An 18204-nucleotide genomic window follows, 5' to 3' on the forward strand; every position below is an offset into this window, starting at 1 on the left:
TTTGTCCCCGTCGCCCTTGACGACTCTTTCCCACCTTTGGCGGGTGTTGGTCAAGGGCGAATCCGGCTCTCTGCATGCCCCACGATGCTCAATGGGATGGTCTGTGTGGAGTTTTCATAGAACTTTTGACGCTACCTTATAACCTTACGATGTTTCCCGTCTTCATCGATGTGCGGCAAGCGTCGAGCGCCCGCGCTTGTTTGATCATGCGCTCTGGCGAATACAACAGCGGTGTGCCTTCAAGGATGGCGCGCGAGAAGTGCTCGATTTGCAGCGCGTATTGATCGCCTGACACCGTTTCCTCATGCTCGCTTCCATCAGCCGTTACGATCGTAATCCGGCCCTCACCGCCATCGACATCCGGCCGATACGCCCGCGAGACAACGATTTTTCCCTTCGTGCCTACTACTTCGTATTCGTTCTGAAAGAGCATGTCAAAACTGCACGTGAACTGCGCAAGCACACCGTTTTCCATCCTCATCCAGCCATTCGTCGTTACATCGACCGAACGGTGCGGATCAAAATGGGATTGAACAAATAATTCGATTGGTTCGGCACCAAGGATGTGTCTTGTTGAGTGCACGCAATAGCAGCCGACATCGAACAAGCTTCCCCCGCCAAGCTCAGGGTTCATGCGGATATTCGTTTCCCGGTCTTGCAAATAAAAAGAGAAATGGGCACGCATGTACGTGACGTCACCGATCTCACCGGCAGCGAGAAGCTGTTTGACGCGCCCATGCTGCGGATGAAACTGATACATGAACGCTTCCATAAATAAAACCCCGTTTCTGTCGCACGCCTCGATCATGCGTCGGACATCCTCTTCACATAAGGCAGCCGGTTTTTCGCAAAGCACATGTTTTTTCTTCTGTGCTGCTTTGATCGTCCATTCCGCGTGCAGGCTGTTCGGAAGCGGAATGTACACCGCATCGACGTCCGGGTCATCAAGCAGCTGTCCGTAGTTGTCATACGCCTTTGGAATGCCGAGCGCCCGCGCCGCTTCGCTGGCTTTCCCGCTTTCACTGGCGATCGCCACGACTTCAGCGCGATCCGTCCGGCGAATGGCCGGAATCATCACGTCTTTGGCAATGGCCGCTGTACTCATAATACCAAAGCGAACTTTACGCCCCATGTTTCGTCTCTCCTTCCCGTTTTCAAAGGGAGAGGCTGGCCATCAGACCAGCCTTCATTTCCTTATCGTTTTCCTAAACGAATCACATTCCACGATAACTTCGGCAACGTCGCCGACACTTTCCCACCGGACAGCTGGGCATCGCCGTTATGATGTGGGACAACCGGGGAAGATTGCGCGGAATTCGTTTGTTTCACGTTTTCATGTTCCAATACGATATGTTCAATAACGCGATAATCGTCAAAATGGCGGACATCGCACTCAAGCAATAACGAATCGTCCATATCACGGTTGACCGCGAAAATCGTTACTTCTTCTTTTTCTTCATTGTAAACCGCGATCGCCTCTAAGTACGGAACATCTGTGAAGTCTTTGCTGTCGTATTTCGGGCTTGAAATAACTGGGTGCAACGCTACCCCTCTGCCGTAAACCGAGGCATGCATAAACGGATAGTAAATCGTTTGCTTCCATGCCGGCCCGTTCGGTTCCGTCATGATCGGTGCAATGACATTCACTAACTGAGCCAAGCAGGCAATTTTCACCCGATCGGCATGTTTCATGAGCGTAATGAGCATGCAGCCGACAAGTAGCGCATCTTCAAAGTTATAAATATCCTCCAACAGAGGCGGCGCGACGGTCCACGGTTCAATTTGCTTATCCGCCTCATTCGAGTGGTACCATACGTTCCATTCATCAAACGAAAGATGAATCGTCTTCTTGCTTCGTTTCTTCGCCTTCACGTAATCGGCAATGGCCACAACCGAACGGATAAAATCATCCATTTCCAGCGACAGCGCCAAATAATTCGCCGTGTCATTATCCCGGTTTCCGTAGTATTGATGGAGAGAAATATAATCGACATGGTCATACGTATGGTCAAGAACCGTCGCTTCCCATTCCGCAAACGTTGGCATATTTCTGCCAGAACTCCCACACGCAACAAGTTCAATGGTCGGATCTACCCATTTCATCACTTTGGCCGCTTCACAAGCGATTCGTCCGTACTCAACGGCCGTCTTGTAGCCAATTTGCCACGGACCATCCATCTCATTGCCCAAGCACCACGTTTTAATTTTATGTGGCTCTTTATAGCCGTGGGAAATGCGCAAATCGCTGTAATACGAGCCCGATGGGTGGTTGCAATATTCAACCAAGTTGCGTGCCGCATCAATGCCGCGCGTCCCTAAGTTGACAGCCATATTCACTTCGGCTCCGACCATCTTGGCCCAATCGACAAATTCATTTAACCCGATTTCATTTGTTTCGACCGACCGCCACGCCAAATCAAGCCGCCGCGGCCGCTTTTCTTTTGGCCCGACTCCGTCCTCCCAGTTGTAACCGGACACAAAATTCCCGCCTGGATAACGGATTATCGGCACTTGCAGCTCTTTGACCAGCTCGATGACATCTTGCCGGAAGCCATTTTCATCTGCCTGCGGATGGCCGGGCTCATAAATCCCTCCGTATACCGCGCGGCCGAGATGTTCGATAAACGAGCCATAGATGCGTTTGTCGATTTCGGCGATTTTGAAATCTTTTTCGATGATCATGGTTGCTTTTTTTGTAGCCATCTGGTACCCTTCCTTCCTACTTTGTAGTACTGTAAAAAGTTGATCTTCCTCACCAATGATTTTTCTAGGTGTGCTGACGGTTCAAATCCCAAAGCCAGTTCGCCAAGCAGCCCTTCACTACCCACACAGCCTCAAGATATCAAAAAAAATCAAAACGAACGAAAGATTTAGACATCTATATATGCAGTTTCCAAAGAAGGAAGCTTTTTATGTCTTTTTATACAGCCCTTATGTGTTTTGTAGCACACTCAATCCAAAACCAATCTATGTTTCAGGAATATACCTAAAAAGGCGGGAGCCATACAAACCTCTGACGAATCACATTCTTTAAGTCAAAACCACATCCATAGCGACTCTCGTTAAATCCCTGTTGAGATCCTTATCATCTGTTAAATCTAGTCTTGGATAACCATCTATATCAAAATGTACCCGACGAATCCCGGAGGAGCGAGGACCTTTTATACCTGGTCTTGCATGATAGACATTCCATATAGTTCCGTAATCGTCCATCACATAGGAATTATGTCCGGGACCATATTCTCCTGGAACACTCCTAGAAGTAAGCAATGGGTAATTACACTTTGTCCAAGAAGCAGGATTTAACAAATCTGCCCCTTTTTTCGCCGTTAACAATCCAACAACGTAAGTTTCATCGATCAGAGAAGCGGAGTATGTCAAGAATAATTTGTCGTTCCTAATTAAAGCGTAAGGTCCTTCAACTACAAAAACGTTGTTATTTTCCCATCCATATTCCGGTTTAGTAAGAACAACTGGATCACAAACTAGTCTCCAAGGCTCCTTTGGATCAACTTTTGCAATGTAAAGCCATGCTCCAAGATCTTCAGGTATAAATTCCCTCTGTGACCAAACTACATAATATTCTTCATTCCATTTGATCACAGTCATATCTAAAGATATAGTCTTCCCTGCTTCACACAGATATGTTCCATCCTTCTTTATAACACGATACGGCCTTGACCAATCTTTTGCACAAACTGGATTCCCTCCTTTTCGTAATTTCATAACGTGTGATTGTTCATAGTAAAACCCATTTGATGTGGCACCATGAAAGATGTAAAGATCGCCGTCAATGATATGAAATTCTGGCGCCCACAATAAGCCTTTAATATCTTCGTATGTGTCAGAATCAAGTATCAATATTTCCTTAGCATTAACTAATCCAGGAATCGTGTCTGCTTCCCTGATGTATAAGGAATGATTTCCGTCTGCATCATTCGTGGCTATGAAATAGTACTTTCCATTCCATTTAGTGATACACGGATCGGCTCGATCAATAGCAATCGGGAATGGGTAATGATCTTGGTATACTGTACCAGTTATTCTATAAGTCCCTAGTTTGCTCCAATCAATACCACTCTTATCCCAATTAACACGCTTTGTATCGGTTGTACCATCACTGTATATTGCGGTTGCCCTTACATTTTCTAAATCTTCCTCAGTTTTTACTGCTACCTTTTCAGGAACTTCTATTTTAATATTTGTAGGTACAGTTAGTTTACAAATTAATCTTCGAGCGATTTCCTCCGAAACTTGTATCACATTTCTAGGTACGATTCCTTCTATTTTTGTTTGAACAGAATTGAGTGGAAAAGATTCAATCGGTTTAGGATCAGAGATATGATTCAGAGTGGTAATGTCCTCTATCAAATTCATATAATAATTCCCTAAATCATCACTCCATTTGATGAGATAAGCCTTTTTTTCATTATCGTAATGACAAGCTACGTCATTAACAAAAGTATTTCCTTTTAAGTCTAGCAATCCAATTTCTTCATATTGCAATAAATCCGGGGATGAAAAAATAAGGACTTTTCCTTTACTCTCATCATCGTTGGTACCATCTGGCTTAATCCGAACAGCTATGACTCCAAAGTTCCCGTCTTTCAAATGGAATATATAGGGATTTTTTAAACTCTTTGCATTAAGGGAACCATTCTCATTTTCAGTAGCTTTTGCAAATAAAATTCCAGAATTGTGATTTAACGGTTCAAAATTTATACCATCATTACTGTAAGCAAGATGCATACTATAAGCTAATTTGGACGAATAAATGATATCTTCTTTTGGTAGTCTGGTATAACAAAGTATATAATTTGTTTTTTTATTCGTCTGCAAAGTCATTTACTAACACCTCTTAAATTGATTTTTTTATTTTAGAAACGTATATGTCATCCTTTTAATGCTGACATTGTAATACCTTCAACAAAATATTTTTGTGCAACCACGAACAGTACAATCAATGGAATTACTGCTATTACTGAAACTGCCATGAGCATTTGGATTTGTGTGGATCCGTAGGAATTCTCAAAAAACTTCAAACCAATTGCAAGTGTAAATTTTTCTTCACTATTCAAATAAATCAGAGGAGTAAGAAAGTCATTCCAATGATACGCAATCGATAAAACTGCAATTGTTGTCAAAGCAGGTTTTATTTGTGGTAAAAGTACTTTGATAATATATTTGAAATGAATTTGCGCCCTCAATCAAAGCGGCTCGTCTAATCCTTTAATATTTGACCTTACAAACGTTGTATTTTCGTGTGATTATACTTTATTTTGTACGTATAAATTCCAACTTCATTGTACCATTGTGTATATTTTTTTCAATAAAAAATTCGAAAAAATCTAGAAATATTTCGGCCTAACTCACATCGACGCTAAAGGATGTCCATATAACTTCCCTTGCGTTCTGTGTTAATTGCTGTGGTTAAATCATCCCCTCTATTGATTGCCAACGTTTATATAAAACTACTTGATGAAAAGCAAGGACATGAGCCCTCCTTCCAGCCCATGTCCTTGGTGTCGTGCCGTATGGGTTTGCTCGCTTACACCTTACCGTCCCCGCCAGAATACTTCATTCCATCTTAGTTCGTTCTTGAATGAGGAGACGGACGTATGTTCATTGATCACGACGCATTCAATGCCGGTCATTTCCGCAAAGTCTTGCAATTGTTCTGTTGTAACGGCAAACGAGAAGCACGTATGGTGGGCGCCGCCGGCTAAAATCCATGCTTCGGCCGAATCGCGCAACGATGGGCGCGGTTTCCATAAAATGCGGGCAACCGGCAATTTCGGCATGTCGTGTTCTGGCTTCACCGCATCGACTTCATTGACAATGAGACGGAAGCGGTGCCCTAAATCGATCAGCGAAGCATTGACCGCCGCGCCCTCGCCGCCGTCAAACACGAGGCGGGCTGGATCTTCTTTTCCGCCAATCGAAAGCGGATGAACTTCGATGCGCGGCCGCGTTGCCGCGATCGTCGGACATACTTCGAGCATATGAGCGCCGAGAATCAGTTCGTTGCCCGGCTCAAAGTGGTACGTGTAGTCTTCCATGAACGATGTTCCTTTGCCATCGGCCATCACTTTCATCAACCGGACGAGGGCGGCTGTTTTCCAATCGCCTTCGCCACCGAATCCATATCCTTCTGCCATGAGCCGTTGAACGGCGAGTCCTGGGAGTTGCTTCATGCCATGCAAATCCTCGAACGTCGTCGTAAAGGCGGTGAAGTTGCCATCTTGCAAAAAGGCTTTTAACCCAAGCTCAATCCGAGCCTGTTCGCGGATGGATTCGCGAACCGGTCCATCTTGCCGGCCGGCAGGTACCATGTCGTACAGTTCGGCGTATTCATCAAGCAGTTCGTTAATGCTTTGTTCAGAAACATCGCGAATCGATTGCACCAAATCCCCGATGCCATAGCCGTTGACCGACCAACCGAATTGAATTTGCGCTCCGACTTTGTCCCCTTCTGTAACTGCCACTTCGCGCATGTTATCGCCAAAACGAGCCACTTTTAGGTTTCGGCTTTCTGCAAAGGCGACGGCCGTCCGCATCCATTTCGCCAGCCGCTCGCGGACTTCCGGGTCTTCCCAATGACCAACGACCACTTTCCGGGCCACTCCCATTCTCGCACCGATAAATCCGTATTCCCGGTCACCGTGAGCCGATTGGTTTAAGTTCATAAAGTCCATATCGATGCTGTCCCATGGAATATCACGATTAAACTGGGTATGAAGATGCAATAACGGTTTTCGCAACTCCAACAGGCCGCCAATCCACATCTTCGCTGGCGAGAACGTATGCATCCAAGTAATGACTCCGGCGCATCGTTCGCTCGCATTCGCCTCCAGGCAAACGCGCCGGATTTCCTCTGGTGTCGTTACGACCGGTTTAAAAACGAAGGGGAACGGGAACACGGAATCCTGATTCAACTCATTGACGATCGTTCTTGAGTGCTCTTCCACTTGTTGTAACGCTTCTTCCCCGTATAAATGCTGGCTTCCTGTCACGAACCAAAATTCATAAGGCCGGAATGATAACATGATTGCCCCTCCCGATTCACGATAAAGTTATCGATTCTTTCGCCGCCCTTGCGGTTTCTTTCCAATGTTTAAGCCGCTTCATCACATCGTTTTCCCCGCGGCCAAAGTAGTCGTGCAGTTTCGTATATTCTTGATACAGCTGTTCATAAATGGCGACATTCTCCGGAATCGGTTTGAACGTCTCTTCACGCACTTTCCCCATGTTTCGTGCCGCTTCCACAATAGATTCATAACCGCCGTTTTCTTTGCCGGCCGCAACCGCCGCGAACATGGCAGCCCCGACTGCCGGGGTTTGCTTGGACGCCGCAATTTTAATCTCACGGTTGGTCACATCAGCGTAAATTTGCATGAGCAGCTTATTTTTTTGCGGCAATCCGCCGCACGCGTACAGTTCATCTACGTTGACACCGTTTTCAACAAAGGCATCGATAATTTTGCGCGTGCCAAAGGCCGTTGCTTCCAGCAATGCGCGGTAAATCTCTTCTGGTTTCGTCAGCAACGTATATCCGACGATGAGCCCTGTTAAATCAGTATCGACCAATACGGAGCGGTTGCCGTTCCACCAGTCCAACGCGAGCAGCCCGGTTTCCCCCGGCCGGTAGGCAGCAGCGCGCTTTTCCAGCCACTCATGGACACTAACTCCCTCTTTTTCCGCCGCTTCTTTCACATAGGCCGGAACCCCTTGTTCGACATACCAAGCGAAAATATCGCCCACCGCTGACTGCCCGGCTTCATAGCCGAAATATCCCGGAATGATGCCGTCTTCCACAACGCCGCACATGCCTTCCACATACTTTTCTTCCGTACCAAGCAACATATGGCAGATCGATGTGCCCATCGCCATCACCAGTTTGCCTGGTTCAACGACCCCGACGCCCGGTACGGCCGCATGGGCATCGACATTGCCGACGGCAACGGCGGTTCCCGGAAGGAGGCCCATCATGGCCGCCATTTCCTTCGTCAGCCCCCCTGCTCTTGTGCCGAGCGGAACGATCGGGCCGCGCAGTTTCGTTTCTGTTACGTGTTCCAGCCGCGGGTCGAGCGCCCGGAAAAACTCCTTGCTCGGATAGCCGTCTTGTTTATGCCAAATCGACTTATAACCGGCCGTGCAGCTGTTGCGCACCAGTTGACCGGTCATTTTGAAGATCACCCAGTCGGTTGCCTCGAAAAAGAGATCGGTTTGGTCGTAAATATCCGGCGCTTCGTTCAGAATCTGCCAAATTTTCGCAATCATCCATTCGGATGAAATTTTACCGCCGTATCTCGGCAAAAACGCTTCGCCCCGTTTGGCGGCGATTTCATTGAGCAAGTTTGCCTCATCCTGAGCGGCATGATGCTTCCACAATTTCACCCAGCTGTGTGGGCGATGCTTGAATTCCGGCTTCAGGCAAAGCGGCTCGCCGGAAGCATCGACCGGCAGCATCGTGCAAGCGGTAAAATCGATCCCAACCCCGATCACATCCGCCGGGTTGACCCCTGACTTTTGCAATACAGCCGGAACAGCGGTCGCCAACACTTCGATATAATCGCCCGGGTGCTGCAGTGCCCAGTCTAGTTCTAGTTGTACGTTCGATTCCGGCAACACTTCATCAATGACTCCGTGAGGGTACGGGGTGACATGGTCCGCAATTTCGTTTCCTTCCAGATCAACGAGAACGGCGCGTCCCGATTCCGTCCCATAGTCGATGCCGATGACATACTTTTTCTCCATCGCAGTCTCCCTCCCTTATTGGCCATAGTAAGCGTTTACGCCATGCTTGCGTAAATAATGGCGGTCAAGCAGCGACTGGCTAATCGGCTGTGCATTTGGATTGAGCATGTACGTTCTTGCCGCCATTTTCGCCACTTCTTCCAAAACGACAGCATTGTGGACGGCATTGGCCGGATCTTTGCCCCAGGCAAACGGTCCATGGCCATGCACCAAAACACCCGGTACTTGCAAGGGATCGAGAAACCGGAACGTTTCGGTGATCACTTTGCCGGTTTCAAGTTCGTACGCCCCTTGAATTTCCTCGCGGGTCATCGGCCGGGTGCACGGAATTTCGCCATAAAAATAGTCAGCATGCGTCGTCCCCAACGCTGGAATCCCTCTCCCGGCCTGTGCCCAAACAGTCGCCCAAGTCGAATGGGTATGGACAATTCCACCGATTCCCGGAAATTGTTTATACAGCCAGAGATGGGTCGGAGTGTCGGACGACGGTTTTAAGGCTCCTTCTACCACGTTGCCGTTTAAGTCCACAACCACCACATCATCGATCGTCAGTTTGTCATACGCCACCCCGCTTGGCTTAATGACAACCAAACCGCGCTCCCGGTCAATCCCGCTCACATTTCCCCACGTAAACGTCACGAGGCGGTATTGCGGGAGCTGCAGATTGGCCTCCCATACTGATCGTTTCAGCTCCTCAAGCATGGCCTCCACTCCCTATAAAAAATCTCCTCACCCCCATTATAATATTGTACGTACAATTTTTCTATACTTTTTGTAAAAATGCGAACATCTTTTTATATTCCTTTTGTAGAGTTACGGATGATTAGCTCAGGCTTATAAATCATATCTCCAATTTTTTCAGCGGCCGGCTGTTCGATCATTTGAATCAACAGCCGCGCCGCTTCGATCCCCATTTCTGTTTTTGGATGGCGAATCGTCGTCAGCTTCACTTCCGTCGCTGTCGCAAACGTCGAATCATCGAATCCGACAATCGAAATGTCATCAGGAACCGATAATCCTTGTTGGCGAATGACATCAAGAAGCAAAATCGCCAGCTCATCATTGTAGCAAACAAACGCTGTCGGCCGCTCCTCTTTCGGCCGTTGCAAAAACTCCCGCGCCACCTCAAGCGGTCTGGTCGTTTTCTCCTCGGTTGTGTAGGATAGAAGATACTCCGTCGCCACGGGCACCTCGTGTTGCTGATGGGCACGAATAAACCCCCGCAAACGATCCACCCCTTGCAAATCGTCCGTTTTAAAGAAACCAGCGATTCGGCGATGGCCTAAACGAATGAGGTGATCCGTCAACAAAAACCCGCCTTCTTCGTCATCCATTTTCACGCATGGACAGCTCACTTCCAAATAGCGGGCGTTGATCATCACATACGGAATATGGTGGTTGTTAAGCGACAAGTAGTAGCCTAAATTAGGGTTTCCTTGCGCGCTTTTCGTCGGCTCGATGATCAGCCCGCTCAACGGCTCTCGAATCATCTCCTCAAGCCGTTCTTTTTCTCTCTGTTTATCGTTATTTGTGCTCGCCAACAAAAGGCGGTACCCTTTTTCCCGCAACGTCTCTTCCGCACCGCGTACAATATGAGGGAAAATATAATCGGAGATATAGGTCGTCACGATCCCGATCGTTTTCGTGTCAACCTGTTCTTTCGGCTTCGGACGGGACACAAATGTGCCGCTCCCTTGGATTTTGTACAGCCATCCTTCCTTCTCAAGCTCACCGAGCGCCTGCCGAACCGTATGGCGACTTAACTGAAACTGGTTGGCGATTTCATGCTCAGTCGGAATTTTCTCATCCGGCTTTACCTTGCCTGAAACAATCCATGATAAAATTTCTTGCTTTAATTGCGCATATTTGGGCAGCGTTTTCTCCTTCATAGTTCACCTCAACGATAAAAATGTGATACAAATTAACTTTATTATATCAGTTTTTATTTGTCCGTATCTATTCTTCCAGGAAGCGCTCCGCTTCTGGAATAAAGGTTTTAAAACCGTGTAAAGAGCAAATCCCAGTAAAAATGGACTTCTTCCTTCTCAAAGATCCACCCCCATCGCCCACATACCAAAATACCCCATGTTTAAAGGGAGAGAGCTGGCCTGAAAAAGAACCAGCTCTCTCCCTTTTTTCTTCAATCAAACCGCTCAAACCATGTGAGATTCAACTCGCCTTATCCTTATTTGAAATGTCCATCCAAACAGCGATAACTAAAATTAACCCTTTCACGATATATTGCCAAAAAGTCTCAATATTCATCATACTCATGCCATTATCGATACTAGCCATAATCAGAGCGCCGATGATTGCCCCAACGATGTTTCCCCTTCCCCCCATTAAACTTGTACCGCCAATCACGCAAGCTGCAATGGCATCCAGCTCATACATCTCTCCAGCGCTTACCGTGGCGGCATTCAACCGACTTGTCAAAAGAACACCCGCTATGGCAGAGAGAATTCCCATTAAAACAAAAACGGACAGCACGACTCTCTTAATGTTGATTCCGGATAATGCAGCCGCCTCAATATTCCCGCCGATCGCATAAATATATCGTCCAAATGGTGTCTTTACAGCGATGAAAACAAAGATCATCGCCAGTAAAACAACAATAAGCATGGGGATGGGAACACCATAGTAACGGTTTAGCATGTACACGAGAACAAAAATACCCAGCGAATAGCCTAATATTTTTCCATAATCATTTGCCTTTGAATTAAGCGCCAAACCTAGCTCTTTTCGTTTTTTTCTATTTCTCTCTACGGAAACAAATAATAGAATGATGCTAACAATCGCTAAAATATAACCGATTGCATAAGGAAGATAACTGTTTCCAATCGCTTCAAAACTATTATCTAACGGTGCTACGGTTTCACCATTGCTAATCCCGATTAAAATCCCCCGAAAAATTAACATTCCTCCCAAGGTGACAATAAAAGCAGGAACACCGCGATAAGCCACCCACCATCCTTGCCAGAGTCCAATCAACGCTCCGGCGGCAATCGCCACTAAAATGACACTGATGGTCCCCCAACCATGCCATACTTGCAAAATCGCAGCAATCCCTCCAGTCAGTCCAACAACCGAACCCACTGACAGATCAATGTGACCAGCTATGATAATCAGTGTCATTCCAATGGCTAAAACAGAAATCACAGACATTTGCATAAATAAGTTAGACAAATTCCGGGACGAAACGAATTCCCAGTCAGTTAAGAAACCAAAAATCACAGCGATTAAAAATAGTGCGATAATCAGTGTATAAGAACGGAAGTCAAATTTCCATTGCACCTTCTGATCCGTTCGGTTTCCCAATGTAGTTGTAGGAAGTGGATTTTTCATCCTTTTTTCCTCCTGTTGCACAAGTCATAATTTTTTCTTGCGTTGCCTCATGTCGTTGAAATTCCCCGGTTATTCGTCCTTCTGACATGACTAAAATGCGGTCTGACATTCCCATGACTTCTGGCAGCTCAGATGAAATCAAAACAATTGCCACCCCCTGTCTAGCCAGCTCGTTAATGATTTTATAAATTTCGTATTTGGCTCCGACGTCGATTCCACGAGTGGGTTCATCCAAAATTAATATTTTAGGATTGCTCAAGAGCCACTTGCTCAACACGATTTTTTGCTGATTGCCTCCACTAAGCTGAGATACTTTCGCTTCTAAAGAAGGGGCTTTTAATTTCATTTTTCTCGTGATTTCTTCCGCCTGTTTGACCTCCAGCGCCCGATCAATCACATGCCGCCTTGCCACCTTTTTTAATGCAACAAGAGTAGTATTTTTAATAATATCCATCTCTAAAACAAGTCCATACTTTTTCCGATCTTCAGACACATACGCCATTCCACATTCAATCGCTTCCAAAGGCCGGTGAATATGAACTTGTTTGCCATCAATCCAAACAGTTCCTTCTTTCTTTCCGCGATAAGCGCCAAACAGGCTAGTAAACAGTTCTGTCCTTCCAGAGCCCATCAATCCGGAAATTCCTAAAATCTCGCCTCTCCGTAAGGAAAAAGAGACATCCCCGATGATTGTTCGTCCTGTCCTTTGATCTCTAACAGAATAGTTTTCTACTTTAAGCACTTCTGGTCCAATATCTCGAGGTTCATAAGGATATAACTCGTTCAGTTCCCGACCTACCATCTTTGCAATAATCCGTTCTTCCGTCAACTGATCAATAGAATCCGTACTAACGGTTTGTCCGTCACGTAAAACTGTTACTGTGTCAGCCAATTCCATAACTTCGTTTAGTTTATGGGAAATATAAATACAAGTAACTCCTTGGGCGCGAAGGTCTCGAAGAATTTGTTTTAACACTTCTACATCACTGTCCGTCAGTGCAGCTGTCGGCTCATCTAAAATAATGATCTTAGCGTCTTGGGCGAGTGCTTTGGCGATTTCTACTAACTGTTGCTTGCCTACCGTTAAATCTCGAATCTTTGTTTCCGGGTCAATATTCAACCCGATTTTTTGCAACCATTTTTGCGTCTCCGAGTACAACCGATTCCAGTCTATATATCTCCGTCGCATTAACTCATGACCAAGAAATAAATTCTCGGCAACGGTCATTTCGTCAACCAACGCCAATTCTTGATAAATAATAGCAATTCCCGCTGCCTGTGACTCTTTAATGTTTCTAAATCGAACTTCCTTTCCCTCAATATAAATCCTTCCCTCGTATGTCCCATATGGATAAACGCCGCTGAGAACTTTCATCAACGTCGATTTCCCAGCACCATTTTCTCCACAAAGGGCATGGATCTCTCCCTTACGAACGGAAAAAGTCACATTGTCCAATGCCCGAACCCCTGGAAACTCTTTTGTAATTCCCTTCATTTCCAAAATATACGGTTGCATAGATCCCACCTACTAACAAAGAAAGTTAAATTGGTAAACTAAGTTTAGAAACGACGGACAGCATTCGCGCCTTTAAGCGAAGATGCTGTCCGCCCATCGATTCTAGCGAATTATGGACGCGGCGGGCGTTTATCTTCGGGCACATTTTTATAAACTTCATCATACGAGTGGAATCCGTCTTTAATAACGGTATCAATGACATTATCTTTATCCACCATGATTGGATCCAACTTGATAAATGGTACATCCACTTTTCCATTATTTATCGTTTCATCCGTTTGAATTTTCTCTCCTTTCGCCAGCTGTACAGCCACTTCCGCGGACTTTGTCGCGATGCTCTTAATCGGCTTGTACACCGTCATGGATTGAGTGCCTTCGACAATCCGCTGAACGGCAGCCAAGTCGGCGTCTTGACCAGAAATCGCCACTTTTCCGTCCAATCCTTGAGCTTTCAACGCTTGGATCGCCCCGCCTGCCGTGCTGTCATTTGATGCCACAATCGCATCAATTTGGTTTTTGTTGGCCGTCAATGCATTCTCAATAATTCTCATTGCTTCAGAAGCTTGCCAGTCTTTTGCCCATTGATCCCCGACAACCTTAATATCACCTTTATCGATTAGTGGTTGCAATACCTTCATTTGCCCTTCTCTAAACATTTTGGCATTATTGTCAGTCGGTGAACCTCCTAATAAAAAGTAGTTTCCTTTAGGAACTTTTTTCACCAAATATTCCGCTTGCATTTCGCCGACACGTACGTTGTCAAAAGACACATACGCATCGACATCTGCATTCATGATAAGCCGGTCATAAGCAAGCACTTTGACCCCTTCTTTTTTAGCCTGTTGAATGACTGGTGATAAGGATTCCGTATTAACGGCTACAATGACTAAAACATCAATCCCTTGGGAAAGCATATTTTGAATTTGCGACAGTTGCTTCTCGCTATCCCCGTTTGCAGACTGAACTAAAACATCGGCCCCTAACTTCTTAGCCTCTTCAACAAAAATGTCACGGTCATGCTGCCATCTTTCAAGCGTCAGGTCGGATACCGAAAAACCAATTTTTATTTTTTTGTCTTGGCCCGCCTGATTTCCGCTGTTGTTTCCGCTTTCATTTTTGGCGACATCCTGCCCGCAGCCGGACAACAACAGGAAGATAAGAGAAAGTAATAAGACAGGGCTTAAGAACTTTGAAACCTTCTTCATAGTAACCCCCCTAATGGCTAGTAATTTTTAAAACTTTCTTTTAAGTAAATTATAAAGCAATTATCTTTGTTTGTCTATAACACAAACAAAGATGAGTCAACCAAGAACTTTATGGAAGAACTTTCTCCATCATTACAGGCGATGCCCTAAGAGGCTGGTGAAAAACCGTTGTTTCCCCTGACCAACAAGGGAACGCGTGACAAAGCAGTTTCGATGCTACAATGCTTCTCTATTTGAGAAATAGCGCGTTTTGAGAGGCAAGGCGATGAATCGGCATGCTTCCTTACATCACCGCCCTCCTAAAAGGCTGGTAAAAAACCGATGATTCCTTTCATCAATGGGAGAATGACCGAAAAGCAGGACCGATGTAACAAGAGAAATAGCATTGTAAAGCCGTATCCACGATTAAATCACCGCCCTCCTAAACTTATATATACATGAATATTGAAAAGTTCCTCCCTATAACTAGGAGCCAATCCCGTTATTTTGCTTCATCAGAAACACCTTTCGGCATCGAAGACCTTGTAGACTCAATCGAAGTTGGAAAAGACGCCGATATCGTCATTTGGAGCGGTGACCCCTTTGACTTGCGTGAAAGCGTAGAACTGACCATGATCAACGGGGAAATCGTATTTCAACGTAACTGACTCTTAAGTAACCATCAACCTTGCTTAAAACGGCTTCTGCCCCTACAGGCGGAAGCCGTTCTCTTCCCTACCTCCCCCGAAACACCGGCTTCCGTTTTTCTAAAAAGGCGCGGACGCCTTCGCGGTGGTCTTCGGTTTGCCGCATGCGCTGTTGGGCGTCGGTTTCAAGCTCTAGGACGCGAAGCAAGTCCGCCTTTGTTTGCTCGGCGTACAGCTGTTTCGTGGCGATCATGGCTTGGAGCGGTTTTTCCTGCAGGGAAGCGATGAATTGTTCGGCTTGCTCCTCATGATCGACAACGAAATCGACGAGGCCAAGCTGCTGCGCTTCATCGGCGCTCATCGGTTTTCCTTCCCAAATGATTTGTTTCGCTTTCGCGGTACCGACGCGCTGCGCCAAGAGGAAATGCCCGCCGCCGTCAGGGACGAGGCCAACGCCGATAAAGTTCATGGCGAGGCGCGCTTCTTTTGTGGCGATGAGGTAATCGCTCGCCAACGCAAAGCTGAACCCAAGACCAGCAGCGGGCCCATGGATGAGCGAAACGGTGATTTTCGGCATCGTATACAATCGCATGATCATCTCTTGGATCGTGTTCATCACCGTCTGAAATTGGCCCGGGTCATCGACAGAAAGCATCGTCTTAATGTCGCCACCTGCCGAGAATCCTCTTCCCTTGCCGCGGATGACGACGATCGAAGCGTCACTTTCTTCGATTTGCCGCAATGCGCCGACAAGTTCTGTTAACATTTTTCCATCCATCGCATTGAGCGCCTGTGGGCGGTTCAGCTCCAAAATCGCTTTGTTTTGGTCAAATGTCAGTACGATCGTTTCCATCGCTCTCCCCCTCTGAATGGTCGGGTATTGTCAAAAGTTTATCCTCCACACTCACGGTTTTCCCTTGAGTTTCAACGGTTGGAAGAAAAAAAGCTTGCCACCCCCATTGTTTTCGGCCATCATTGAGGTAACGACACCCAACAGCCAAAACAAAGGAGTGACAAGCTTGTTACCTCAATTATTAGCCTATTTGCTCGAAATCATCAAGACCCAATATCAAATCATTGTGTATTTGATGGGTGTGATATTGGGAAAATCCTTGCATCTCGAGGACTGGGACGAACCCATCCAAAAGCCGTACCGGAAACTTCAGGTCGATGACCTTCCGATCATCGATGTGCCGGAAACCCTTGATTACCGGAAGCTGTTGGCAGACTATGAAGCCCAGCACAGACGTCCTTTACGGCCCATCCAGCGCCGCGCGAAGGCGAAACACCGTGTTCCGGATTCGTTGACCTGCCCTCGCTGCCAGGCTCCCTCTTCTTACCTGTACGCCAATAACGGCGGAAAAGGGCAATACCAATGCAAAGTGTGCCAATGCCGGTTCAACCACCGAAATCGGTTCACCAAGCAAGCGGTCTTTCGTTGTCCGCACTGCAAAAAGACGTTGGAAAAAATCAAGGAACGCAAGGAATACAACGTCTATAAGTGCAAGAACAACGATTGCCCGTTTTACCAGGCCAACCTTCGCCGGATGACGAAGAAAGAGCGCCAACAGTTTCAACAGAATCCTCAAGCCTTCAAGGTGCGGTATTTGTTTCGGGAGTTCTTGTTTGACTTTCTCCCGTTGGCTTCCTCATCGCTCATCAAGCCGAAGGTCGATTTGTCCCGGCTGGCGACATCGCCGCACGTGTTGGGGCTCGTGTTGACGTACTACGTCAACTTTGGGATGTCCTCGAGGGAAACCGCCGCCGCCCTGAAGGACATCCATGGCGTCTCGATCTCCCATCAGACGGTGCTCAACTACGCCAACAGCGTCGCGCTTTGGATCAAGCCCTTTGTCGACCGATTTCCGTATGAGCTGTCCGGTTCGTTCTGTGGGGACGAGACATATATTCGTGTGAAGGGCCGTTGGCATTACCTATTCTTTATGTTCGACGCCGTGAAAAAGATCGTGCTGTCCTATCGCGTCTCGCCCAACCGGGACACGCTCTCGGCCATCAAGGCGATCAATGATGTCCTCAGGAAGCTGCCGTCCCTTCCAGACGACTTGTCGTTCGTCGTGGATGGCAACCCGATTTACCGGTTGGCGCAACACTTCTTTGCCCAGCACGGGATTTCGTTTGACGTCCGCCAGGTGATCGGCCTGACCAACGAAGATCCGGTCTCGGAAGAGTTTCGCCCTCTCAAGCAGATCATCGAGCGATTCAACCGGACCTTTAAAGGCAACTACCGCCCGACCCATGGGTTTGGCGCCGAGGAAGGCTCGGTGTCCTTTGTGACGCTGTTTGTGGCGTATTTCAACTTTCTGCGCCCGCATAGCGCGCTCGAAGGCCGGGTACCGGTCGTCATCCCGGAGCTCGCCGAGCTGCCGCATATGCCAGCCCGGTGGACGAAGCTCATCACCATGGCTCAGGACTTCCTTCAAAACGAGGCAGCCTAACTTTTTTGTCCTCCAGAGCCCGTTGAACAGAACTCCTGCCGGATTCGGCGAAGCGAACCCTTGACCAACCGAACACCGCCAAAGGTAAAATTCGGTAAAAGCAAGGGCGGCTTTCCTATTGCCTTCTTTTTTGTCCCCGTCGCCCTTGACGACTCTTTCCCACCTTTGGCGGGTGTTGGTCAAGGGCGAATCCGGCTCTCTGCATGCCCCACGATGCTCAATGGGATGGTCTGTGTGGAGTTTTCATAGAACTTTTGACGCTACCAATGGTCGTTCATTTATTTTATTTCCTTACAAAG

General features: G+C 47.0%; 13 protein-coding genes and 1 pseudogene. 2 read left to right on the forward strand and 12 right to left on the reverse strand.

Annotation, left to right across the window (positions count from 1 at the left end; all coding sequences use genetic code 11):
- Nucleotides 1-136 precede the first annotated feature (136 nt).
- The 11 genes from GC56T2_RS09290 to xylF all read right to left on the reverse strand — a co-directional run bounded on the left by GC56T2_RS09290 (nucleotide 137) and on the right by xylF (nucleotide 14823).
- Nucleotides 137-1132 (reverse strand): Gfo/Idh/MocA family protein, encoded by a 996-nt coding sequence (locus GC56T2_RS09290; protein ID WP_144974704.1) that lies wholly within the window; start codon nucleotides 1130-1132, stop codon nucleotides 137-139.
- Nucleotides 1133-1194: 62 nt separating this feature from the next.
- Nucleotides 1195-2703, reverse strand: coding sequence for an arabinosylfuranosidase ArfA (gene arfA / locus GC56T2_RS09295; RefSeq protein WP_144974707.1), 1509 nt, complete (start codon nucleotides 2701-2703; stop codon nucleotides 1195-1197).
- Between the two features lie 327 nt (nucleotides 2704-3030).
- Complete coding sequence (locus GC56T2_RS09300; protein ID WP_144974709.1) at nucleotides 3031-4845, reverse strand: family 43 glycosylhydrolase; 1815 nt, start codon at nucleotides 4843-4845, stop codon at nucleotides 3031-3033.
- A 47-nt stretch (nucleotides 4846-4892) separates the two neighbouring features.
- Complete coding sequence (locus tag GC56T2_RS09305) at nucleotides 4893-5207, reverse strand: ABC transporter permease subunit (protein ID WP_144974712.1); 315 nt, start codon at nucleotides 5205-5207, stop codon at nucleotides 4893-4895.
- 348 nt (nucleotides 5208-5555) lie between these two features.
- Nucleotides 5556-7046, reverse strand: a complete 1491-nt coding sequence (araA, locus tag GC56T2_RS09310; protein WP_144974714.1) for an L-arabinose isomerase — start codon at nucleotides 7044-7046, stop codon at nucleotides 5556-5558.
- A 16-nt stretch (nucleotides 7047-7062) separates the two neighbouring features.
- Nucleotides 7063-8757: a ribulokinase gene (locus GC56T2_RS09315; protein WP_144974716.1), complete on the reverse strand. Its 1695-nt coding sequence runs from the start codon at nucleotides 8755-8757 to the stop codon at nucleotides 7063-7065.
- A gap of 15 nt (nucleotides 8758-8772) precedes the next feature.
- Complete coding sequence (gene araD, locus GC56T2_RS09320) at nucleotides 8773-9459, reverse strand: L-ribulose-5-phosphate 4-epimerase (protein ID WP_144974719.1); 687 nt, start codon at nucleotides 9457-9459, stop codon at nucleotides 8773-8775.
- Between the two features lie 92 nt (nucleotides 9460-9551).
- Nucleotides 9552-10646: a GntR family transcriptional regulator gene (locus GC56T2_RS09325; RefSeq protein WP_031409175.1), complete on the reverse strand. Its 1095-nt coding sequence runs from the start codon at nucleotides 10644-10646 to the stop codon at nucleotides 9552-9554.
- A 280-nt stretch (nucleotides 10647-10926) separates the two neighbouring features.
- Nucleotides 10927-12102: a sugar ABC transporter permease gene (locus GC56T2_RS09330; protein WP_144974722.1), complete on the reverse strand. Its 1176-nt coding sequence runs from the start codon at nucleotides 12100-12102 to the stop codon at nucleotides 10927-10929.
- A complete protein-coding gene (locus GC56T2_RS09335) occupies nucleotides 12035-13618 on the reverse strand; it encodes a xylose ABC transporter ATP-binding protein (RefSeq protein ID WP_144974724.1) in 1584 nt (527 codons plus the stop codon). Before GC56T2_RS09335 ends, GC56T2_RS09330 begins: the two co-directional genes overlap by 68 nt.
- A gap of 110 nt (nucleotides 13619-13728) precedes the next feature.
- Nucleotides 13729-14823: a D-xylose ABC transporter substrate-binding protein gene (xylF, locus tag GC56T2_RS09340; RefSeq protein WP_144974726.1), complete on the reverse strand. Its 1095-nt coding sequence runs from the start codon at nucleotides 14821-14823 to the stop codon at nucleotides 13729-13731.
- Nucleotides 14824-15332: 509 nt separating this feature from the next.
- Here xylF and GC56T2_RS09345 point away from each other — a divergent pair.
- Nucleotides 15333-15470: pseudogene (locus GC56T2_RS09345) on the forward strand (amidohydrolase family protein); the annotation flags it as partial.
- Between the two features lie 67 nt (nucleotides 15471-15537).
- Here the strand turns inward: GC56T2_RS09345 and GC56T2_RS09350 are convergent.
- A complete protein-coding gene (locus GC56T2_RS09350; RefSeq protein WP_144974728.1) occupies nucleotides 15538-16302 on the reverse strand; it encodes an enoyl-CoA hydratase in 765 nt (254 codons plus the stop codon).
- Between the two features lie 166 nt (nucleotides 16303-16468).
- On the opposite strand from GC56T2_RS09350, the gene GC56T2_RS09355 reads away from it, so the two are divergent.
- Nucleotides 16469-17905: a DDE-type integrase/transposase/recombinase gene (locus GC56T2_RS09355; RefSeq protein ID WP_144974730.1), complete on the forward strand. Its 1437-nt coding sequence runs from the start codon at nucleotides 16469-16471 to the stop codon at nucleotides 17903-17905.
- The last annotated feature ends 299 nt before the right edge of the window (nucleotides 17906-18204 follow it).

The organism is Geobacillus sp. C56-T2 (assembly GCF_007829715.1).
In the GTDB taxonomy this organism is placed as follows: Bacteria; Bacillota; Bacilli; order Bacillales; family Anoxybacillaceae; genus Geobacillus; species Geobacillus icigianus.